This window comes from Pseudoflavonifractor sp. MSJ-30 (assembly GCF_018918045.1).
Taxonomy (GTDB): domain Bacteria; phylum Bacillota; class Clostridia; order Oscillospirales; family Oscillospiraceae; genus Faecousia.
This window is the reverse complement of sequence record NZ_JAHLPU010000037.1, coordinates 1-3,745: the sequence shown is the minus strand read 5'-3', so window position 1 is coordinate 3,745 and position 3,745 is coordinate 1. Positions and strand designations below refer to the sequence as shown.

At 54.1% G+C, this 3,745-nt stretch carries 4 protein-coding genes; 1 reads left to right on the top strand and 3 read right to left on the bottom strand.

Features of this window, described 5'->3' with window-relative positions; genetic code table 11:
- Positions 1–350: 350 nt before the first annotated feature.
- Positions 351–821, top strand: a complete 471-nt coding sequence (locus KQI10_RS05775; RefSeq protein WP_216566459.1) for a hypothetical protein — start codon at positions 351–353, stop codon at positions 819–821.
- A gap of 32 nt (positions 822–853) precedes the next feature.
- Here KQI10_RS05775 and KQI10_RS05770 read toward each other — a convergent pair whose 3' ends face one another.
- The 3 genes from KQI10_RS05770 to KQI10_RS05760 form a co-directional block, all read right to left on the bottom strand.
- On the bottom strand, positions 854–1,321 hold the full coding sequence (locus KQI10_RS05770) for an HD domain-containing protein (protein ID WP_253285175.1): 468 nt from the start codon (positions 1,319–1,321) through the stop codon (positions 854–856).
- A gap of 8 nt (positions 1,322–1,329) precedes the next feature.
- Positions 1,330–2,859 carry an oligosaccharide flippase family protein gene (locus tag KQI10_RS05765; RefSeq protein ID WP_216566458.1) on the bottom strand — a complete coding sequence of 510 codons (1,530 nt, stop codon included), beginning with the start codon at positions 2,857–2,859 and terminating at the stop codon, positions 1,330–1,332.
- A 126-nt stretch (positions 2,860–2,985) separates the two neighbouring features.
- The coding region (locus KQI10_RS05760; RefSeq protein ID WP_216566457.1) for an acyltransferase family protein at positions 2,986–3,745 on the bottom strand (760 nt) is incomplete at its 5' end.

Sequence of the window (3,745 nt, the reverse complement as noted above, 5' to 3'; positions counted from 1 at the left end):
GATGTGTATAAGAGACAGATATTATATATCTTCCATTTGAAAAGTCAACAACAGGCAGCACTGAAACACGACAATTGCATAAGTTACAAATTCGTGAACATCTTAAAAAACGGTGCAGTAAGGAACGGCCTATGCGCCGTCCCGAGACTCTATGAACGAGAGAATTTCCGAAAATACGCACAAAATACAAACCGCAAAGCCAATGAAACGGCACGCATGCCGTTCCCTACGGTCGTGTATACTTTACTGTTTACAAAATATTTACTCGTGTAATTGTCGTGCCTATGCTGCAAATCGCCGTTGCGGATGCCGTCACATTGGTGTATAATCATACCAGAGGTGAACGAACAATGCTGTTTCCCTGCTGTACATTCTCCGCCCAAAGCCCACTTTCCAAAGAAGTCGCTGCGCAGCGCATCCTTGAATTCGGTTCCCGTCCGTCGGACGATTTTAAGGTCACAGCCATGCGCAGGGATGCCAACGGGTCGATTCGGTTCCATGCAAGAAACAAAAATGCTCTGAATCGAAATTCATTTATGCCGAACGTATGCGTCACGATTTCAGAACGCAGCGTCAACACACAGATAGCAATGCGTTTTGAACTTGCGAAATGTGTAAAAATATTTCTGGCAGTGTGGAGCCTTCTGGTCGTTGCCGCAGAGATTGGAATTCTTATATTGAAAGTGCGGGAGCGGCTCGCAGGCAATGGGCTTGTGTGGCTGCCGGCCGCCATGCTGGCGGCAGCTTTCTCGGCAAGCTACATCGGCCTGCGGTTTTCGGCTAAGCGGGTGTTCCAGGCAATTACAGCAGATATAATATAAGCCAGTTTATGATAAGCTCGTTTATATTACAGCTACCTTTTTCGGAACACCCCCTGCCAGGTTTCCCGGGCGGCGCAGATCTTGTCGGCAGCGCATAGGAGCACACTCTCCCGGTATCTGGGCAGGGTCAGGTTCAGGGGGAACATATGGGCCAGGATCATATTCTTCTCGATATGGTTCAGTCCGAAATCCCGCTGGGCGTTGGCCATAGCCCGGCGGGCGTGGTGGGTGCCGTGCAGTGGGCGGTCTTTTTCCTTGATATGCCAGTCGTAAAGAAAATAGTCATGGAGCAGCGCGCCCCGGACCAGAGAGCGGGTGTTGGTCCGCAGATGCAGCAGCCGCGCCAGCTGTAAGCACATAAGGGCCACCGCCACACTGTGCTCATAGACGCTGACGGTGCCGTGCTGCAGGAAACGCTTCTCCTGCGCCATGCCATGGGAGCGCAGAATGTTCCCGCCGTACTGCCGCAGCGTGTTTTCGCCATATGATTTATGCTTCAAACGATGCTTCATTGTCTTCTCAGCTTTCGCAGCACCGCGCTTTGCAGGTAAGCAAAGGCGGCGCTTTTTCGATTGAACACCCACATGAGGGCATTGGGGATCAGAACGCACAGCACAGCCCGCAGAATCATGTCCCCCCAGGGGCTGAAATTCAACGCGGCGCTGATGCCAGCAATGCAGCCATAGGACACCGCCACAACCCCCAGATGCAGCCCCTGCCGCAGGAAATAGGGCGTACTGGAGCAGCCGAAAATCCGCTTGTGCAGCAGATACGGCTCAAACCAGAAGGAAGTGACCAGCCGGGACACGGAGGTCGCCGCCAGAATGCCCGTCAGCCCCCAGCGCACGCCCATAAAATAGGACAGCACCAGATTGATGGCCGCGGCGTAGAGCAGGATATTCCGGGTCTCCCGAAACAGCCCCGTGGTATTGCGGTAGCTCCACACCGGGGTCAGCACATTGGGCAGGAAGAAATTCAGACAAATCACCGCCACGGTGGACATGGGCAGCAGCCAATCCTTCCCCGCCCACACCAGAATGAACGGATTGTACAGTGCCAGCAGGGACAGTGTGCAGAAGGTGGCGATCCAGGTGAACACCAGACTGTAGGCATCAAAGACCTGCTTCTTCTGCTCCCGGGAGCCTGTGGCGTTCAGGTTGCCGATGGAGCCAAGCACCGCCTGATTCAGGGTATTGGTAAAGGCCGTGACCACCATGGTCTGAATCATCGTGTAGTTGTCGTAGATGCCGACTGTCGCCGTGCTGATCATGGAGGAGATATAGAGGTTGTCCGTGCCGTTCAGCAGCTGGCCCCCCGCCTTGTAGGAGAACATATGCCGCACATCCCGGAATAGGGACTTTTTCTCTTCCCGCGGCAGCTCCTTTCGTTCCCGCAGGAAGGGATACATCCGGTCGGCTTTTTTCGAAACATAGAGGTTGTTCAGAATGGTCATGCTGATTTGAATGGACAGGTACGCCGTAAAATTCCGCAGCACCAGCAGCAGCGTGATCTGCAGCAGAGTGGTCAGGAGTTTGAAGAGCATGGTGTATTTGGAAATCAGATAGCGCTTCTGGTCCGCCTGGATGATGCTGGATTTGTACACCAGCAGATAGGAGCACACGGAGTTCGCCAGGAACATCAGATAGTACAGCACCAGATGGAACTGGTCTATCTCCGATTTCACCAGCAGCCGCAGCACCGGGATCAAAGCCAGGCCGATACAGCCTACAATCAGGGCAATATAGTGGTAAATGGTCTTATAGTACCCCATCAACGCCGCCAGACGGTCCGTGTTCCCTTCCGCCAAAGGCTTATACAGGGAGTAGACCACCACGTCCGCCAGCCCCAGCTCCGTCAGAGACAGCACATCCAGGATGCTGGTATACAGGCCGTTGACGCCGGAATACTCCATGCCCAGCACCCGAATAAACACCGTCCGGGACACAAATCCCAGCAGCGTCACCAGAAGCTGAGCCGCCGCGCCGAACTTGAAGTTCCGCAGAGTATTGCCCAGGCGGGAATTGTCGTTTTTATCCACAGGTTTTCTCCGTTTCTGTTCAAAAATCTATTCTCTATTCTACCGCAAACCGTCTTCATTTACAAGAGCAAAAAGCCCGCCCCGGTTCCCGGGGCATTGCCGGGAAACCGGGGCGGTTTTCGTTCTCTATGTCTGGGGCAGTTTTGCCCTGCTCCGGTTTCCGGTCAGAAGGCCATAAGTCTTCGGAAGGAACCGTTTCAGGAAGGATGCCAGTCCAATGCAGAACGCGAACATTACAAAGGGCATGCCCAGATACTCGACCAACTGGGCTGCCGGAGTGGGCGTCACGAATTTGTTGACCAACTTGAAGAAAATCACCATTGTCATCTGGTGGAACAGATAAATGTCCAGCGAGAAGGCCATGAGCCATTGCAGGAACCTGCCGGGGGCGAAGTCTGTAGCGCAGACCAGCCAGAAGGCCACGCCCACGAGAATGCACAGCTTTTTCACAAGCTGGTTATCCGTCACTGCCGCCGCGGCCACAAGCACGGCATAGGCAAGGGCCAGGGGCCACTTTTTCTTCACGCTATCCAGGTGCACATCCCATCGGACCAAACATGCCCCAAGGGTAAAGAAGCAGATAGTCTCGGTGGTGATGGTAAGATACCGTGTTTTCGGAAGCAGGTACAGCGCCAGCACTGCCGCGGCGCTGAGCTTCGGCGCTTTTTTTGTCAGCCAGCCGATCACAGGCGCGATGAGGTTCATGACAAACAAATCCCGCAGAAACCACAGATGGTACACCAAAGGCCCGCCGGAGCGATTCCCCAGATACGCGTCCACCCAGTCCCCCAGGCTCCAATCCAGAATCCGCTCCTGAGAGAAAAATGCCGCCGTAAAGGGGATGGATTGGCAGATAATGTAAAAAAGGATCCACAGGGTGTTCAGC